Origin of the sequence: Streptomyces sp. DvalAA-14 (assembly GCF_900091855.1) — a bacterium.
Classification (GTDB): Bacteria; Actinomycetota; Actinomycetes; order Streptomycetales; family Streptomycetaceae; genus Actinacidiphila.
Window position 1 is genome coordinate 1 of record NZ_FMCH01000214.1, and the last position, 5,013, is coordinate 5,013.

Annotated in this window: 4 protein-coding genes; all 4 read right to left on the reverse strand. The window is 73.6% G+C overall.

The window, feature by feature from the left end:
- Nucleotides 1–1,944: acetate--CoA ligase (gene acs, locus GA0115240_RS10855; RefSeq protein WP_093736465.1), on the reverse strand; the 1,944-nt coding region annotated here is incomplete at its 3' end.
- The gene (locus tag GA0115240_RS10860) at nt 1,941–2,591 is read right to left on the reverse strand and encodes an acetate uptake transporter (protein WP_093736463.1); all 651 of its coding nucleotides are present in this window, start codon (nt 2,589–2,591) and stop codon (nt 1,941–1,943) included. The genes GA0115240_RS10860 and acs, both read right to left, overlap by 4 nt.
- 235 nt (nt 2,592–2,826) lie before the next feature.
- Nucleotides 2,827–4,578 carry a sodium/solute symporter gene (locus GA0115240_RS10865; RefSeq protein ID WP_093736464.1) on the reverse strand — a complete coding sequence of 584 codons (1,752 nt, stop codon included), beginning with the start codon at nt 4,576–4,578 and terminating at the stop codon, nt 2,827–2,829.
- A partial coding sequence (locus GA0115240_RS37985; RefSeq protein ID WP_176725038.1) for a hypothetical protein occupies nt 4,575–5,013 on the reverse strand: 439 nt, incomplete at its 5' end. The genes GA0115240_RS37985 and GA0115240_RS10865, both read right to left, overlap by 4 nt.

Sequence of the window (5,013 nt, forward strand, 5' to 3'; positions counted from 1 at the left end):
GTCGCGGATCGCCTCCATCACCGAGGAGTCGGTCAGCGTGGTCACATCGCCCAGCGACCGGTTCTCCGCGATGTCCCGCAGCAGCCGCCGCATGATCTTGCCCGAACGGGTCTTGGGCAGTTCGGCGACCACCAGGATCTGCCGCGGCCGGGCGATCGGCCCGATCTCCTTGGCCACATGGGCCCGCAGTTCGCCGGCCAGCTCCTCGCCACCGGTGGTGGCGGCGGGCTGCTCGTTGTCACCGCGCAGGATCACGAAGGCGACGATCCCCTGCCCGGTGGTGGCGTCGGCCGCGCCGACCACCGCGGCCTCCGCGACCCGCGGATGGGACACCAGGGCCGACTCCACCTCGGTGGTGGAGATCCGGTGCCCGGACACGTTCATCACGTCGTCCACCCGGCCCAGCAGCCAGATGTCGCCGTCCTCGTCCTTCTTGGCACCGTCCCCGGCGAAGTACCAGCCGGGGAAGCGCGACCAGTAGGTGTCGATGTACCGCTGCTCGTCGCCCCAGATGGTGCGCAGCATGGCCGGCCACGGCTCGGTCAGCACCAGGTAGCCGCCCGACCCGTTGGGTACCGGCTTGCCGGTGTCGTCCACCACCTCGGCCGAGATCCCCGGCAGGGGCCGCAGCGCCGAGCCCGGCTTGCAGGTGCTCACCCCGGGCAGCGGGCTGATCATCTGCGCGCCGGTCTCGGTCTGCCACCAGGTGTCCACCACCGGGCAGCGGTCCCCGCCGATGGCCCGCCGATACCACATCCACGCCTCGGGGTTGATCGGCTCGCCGACCGAGCCGAGCAGGCGCAGCGAGCCCAGGTCGTAGCGCCCCGGGATCGCGTCACCCCACTTCATGAAGGTGCGGATCGCGGTCGGCGCGCAGTACAGGACCGTCACGCCGTACTTCTGCACGATCTCCCACCAGCGGCCCTGGTGCGGGGAGTCGGGTGTGCCCTCGTAGAGCACCGAGGTGACGCCGTTGGCCAGCGGGCCGTAGACGATGTACGAGTGGCCGGTCACCCAGCCGATGTCCGCCGCCGTCCAGTACACGTCCGTGTCCGGCTTGATGTCGAACACCGCCCAGTGGCTCCACGCGACCTGTGTGAGGTAGCCGCCGGTGGTGTGCAGGATGCCCTTCGGCTTCGCGGTGGTCCCGGAGGTGTACATGATGTAGAGCGGGTGCTCGCTGTCGAACGCCTCCGGTTCGTGCTCGGCCGGCTGCCCGGCCACCAGGTCGTGCCACCACACGTCCCGGCCCTCGGTCCAGCCGACGTCCTGGCCGGTCCGGCGGACGACGAGCACACTGCGCACGTCCGGGCACTGCTCCACCGCCTCGTCCACGGCCGGCTTGAGCGCGGACGGCGCGCCCTTGCGGAAGCCGCCGTCGGCGGTGATCACCACCCGCGCGTCGCAGTCCAGGATCCGCCCGCGCAGCGCGTCGGCCGAGAAGCCGCCGAAGACCACGGTGTGCGGCGCGCCGATGCGGGCACAGGCCAGCATCGCCACCACCGTCTCCGGGATCATCGGCATGTAGATCGCCACCCGGTCGCCGGCCCGCACCCCCAGCGACAGCAGCGCGTTCGCCGCCCGGCAGACCTCGTCCTTCAAGTCCGCGTACGTCAGCGCCCTGGTGTCGCCCGGCTCGCCCTCCCAGTGGAAGGCGACCCGGTCACCGCGCCCGGCGGCCACATGCCGGTCCAGGCAGTTGTAGGTGACGTTGAGCCGGCCGCCGACGAACCAGCGGGCGAACGGCGCCCGGCTCCAGTCCCGTACCCGGGTCCACGGCTCGGCCCAGTCCAGCCGGGCCGCCTGCGCCGCCCAGAACGCCTCGTTGTCGCCGGCCGCCTCCGTGTAGGCGGCCGCGGTGACATTCGCCGCGGCCGCCAGCGCGGGCGGCGGCGGGAAACGCCGGTCCTCCCGCAGCAGGTTGGACAGGGTCTCGCCGCTCATACGTGGGCGCTCTCGACCGGGCCGCCGCGCCGGCCGCGGCCTATGCCGGCCCCGCCACCGGGGAAGACCGGGGCCACCGAGCGCTGCCAGGTCGCGTTGGTGACGCCCGCGAACGAGGCGTACCAGGCGCACAGCGCGGTCACCAGGCCGATCCAGCCGCCCACCTTGGTGGTCGTGGCGGACTGGGAGAACTCGGCGATGGTCAGGACGACGAAGGTCGCCGACAAGGTGACGAAGACCGCCAGCAGCGCGCCGTTGGTGCGCACCGCCGCGATGGTCATGTAGACGGTGAAGATCGCCCAGATCAGCAGGAACAAGCCGGTGGCCTGGTGCGCCGTGGCGGGCGGCAGGTGCCCGACGACGTACTTCACATAGGCCGCGTACGACAGCCAGAAGGCGCCGTAGGAGCCGAAGGCGGTCGCCCCGAAGGTGTTGCCCTTCCTGAACTCCCACATACCGGCCAGGAGTTGGATCAGCCCGCCGTAGAACAGGGCGAGCGGCAGCACCACGGTGAGCAGGCTCGCGTCGATCAGATTGGCGTTGAAGGAGCTGAGAACGAAGGTGGTGGCGGCGAAGCCGGCCAGTCCGAGCGGACCGGGGTCGGCGATCGCGGCGGTCGCCACCGGGGTGGTGTCGGGAGTGCTCATCTGCGGTTTCCCTCCTCGTTGAGGAACGGCAGCGGGCTGCCAGGGGGCGGTACGCGCCCCGGACACACGCTAGGAAGGGCGCCGGCGCGCGGCCAGCGACCGGCCCCGCGGCGTCGCCGAACGGTCGGTCGGGGCGCCGGATGGTCCCTCCGGTACGCCCAGCGGTCACCGCCGCGCCGCACCGGGCGTCATCGCCGGCAGCGCCGCGCCGCCGGCAACAGTCCTGTCCCGCCCGTCACTTCGGCACCAGCGGGCCCGCATGATCCGGCAGCGCGGCCACCTCCTCGGGAAGGTGCATGCGCAGCATCACCCGGTCCACCGCGGCCGGCGAGATCCGGCGGCGGGTCAGCAGCGACACCGAGACCATGACGGCGAAGGCCACCGGCACCGTCCAGGCGGCCGGCTCTTCCAGCAGCGCCGCGCTCCAGCCCCGGCCCGGCCCGCGCACACTGGTGACCACGACCGCCAGCGCGGCCAGCCCGCCGCCGGCCACCAGACCGAGCAGCGCGCCCCGGTCGGTCAGGCCCCGCCACCAGATGCCCAGGACCAGCAGCGGACAGAAGGAGGAGGCGGCGACCGCGAAAGCCAGCCCGATCGCGTCGGCCACCGGCAGCCCGGCGGTCATGGTCGCCATCACCAGCGGCGGTACGCCCGCGGCCAGCGACGCCCAGCGGAAACCGCGGGTCGAACCGCGCATCAGGTCCTGGGAGACCACCCCGGCCACCGAGACGGTCAGCCCGGAGGCGGTGGAGACAAAGGCGGCGAAGGCCCCGGCGGCGACCAGTGCCCCGAGCAGCCGGCCGCCCTCGCCCGCCTGCACGATCTGCGGGAGCACCAGCACCGCGGTGTCGGTCTGCCCGGTCAGCAGAAGCTGCGGGGCGAAGATCCGGCCCAGCGCGCCGTACACGGTGGGCAGCAGATAGAAGACGCTCAGCAGCACCAGGACCAGCAGCGTGGTGCGCCGGGCGGCCTGCCCGTCGGGATTGGTGTAGAAGCGGACGACGACGTGCGGGAGCCCCATCGTGCCCAGGAAGGTGGCCAGCAGGATCGAGTACACCGCGTACAGCGGATGCGGCCGGCCGCCGGCGCCGGACAGCGGGCTGGCCCAGCGGGCTCCCGACGCCGGGACGAGGCCGTGCTGGTGCGGCACCACCGCGCCCGCCGGGAAGGTCAAGGTCGCCCGCGCCGCCGCCGTGTGCTCGCCGTCGGCGAGCCGCACCGCGGTGCCCGGCGCGCGGAAGGTCGCGCCGTCCAGGCCGCCGCGGACGATCACGGTCACCGGCGAGCGCACGTCGAAGCGGACGTCCTCGCTGATCGGCACCGCCGTGGCGTGGGAGAACCGCGGTACGTCCGGCCCGGTCAGCGACGGCGTCCCGGCCGAGCGCCAGGCCAGCACCAGGAAGACCGCGGGCACCGCGATCGCGGTCAGCTTCAGCCAGAACTGGAAGCCCTGCACCAGCGTCACGCTGCGCATCCCGCCGGCCGCCGAGACCCCGACGACCGCCACCGCCACCACCACGGCGCCGACCCAGCGCGGCGCGCCGGTCACCGTCCGGAGCGTCAGCCCCGCCCCCTGCAACTGCGGCACCAGGTACAGCCAGGCGATGACGACCACGAGCACGCTCGCCACCCGCCGCACCGCCGCCGAACCCAGCCGCTCCTCGGCGAAATCCGGCAGGGTGTACGCGCCCGATCGCCGCAGCGGCGCCGCCACCAGCAGCAACAGCACCAGGTATCCGGCGGTGTAGCCCACCGGATAGGCGAGCATGTCCACCCCGTAGGCCATCACCAGGCCCGCCACGCCGAGGAACGAGGCCGCCGACAGGTACTCCCCGCCGATCGCCGAGGCGTTCCACAGCGGCGAAATCTCCCGGGAGGCCACGTAGAAGTCCGAGGTGGTCCGCGACAGCCGCAGCCCGTACACGCCCACGCCCACGGTCGCCGCGAGCACGACGACCAGCGCGGCCAGGCCGAGTCCCGGATTCATCCGTCACCGGGCTCGGGCGCGGGGGCCGGGACGCGCGGCGGGGCCGGCGCCGGCGGACGCTCCGGGACCGGCGGACGCTCCGGGACCGGCGGACGCTCCGGGACCGGCGGACGCTCCGGGACCGGCGGACGCTTCGGGTCCACCGGCCCCGGAGGCTGGGCCGGCCCGTTCAGCAGGTCGGTGAAGTCGCGCTCGACGCGCTCCGCGTGGCGGACGTGGAACCACGCCGCGCCCACCAGCAGCGGGTAGGCCACGACGCCGAGCAGCAGCCAGGCCAGCCGCATGCCGAAGACCTCCGCGGTGCGCAGCGCCGGTATCAGGGCGAAGGCCGCGGGCAGGCCGCCGAGCACCGCGGCCAGTACCGCCAACAGGCCGAGCGAGAGCCGCAGTTGGTCCCGGACCAGCGAGCGGACGTAGACCTGGCCGAGCCGCGGC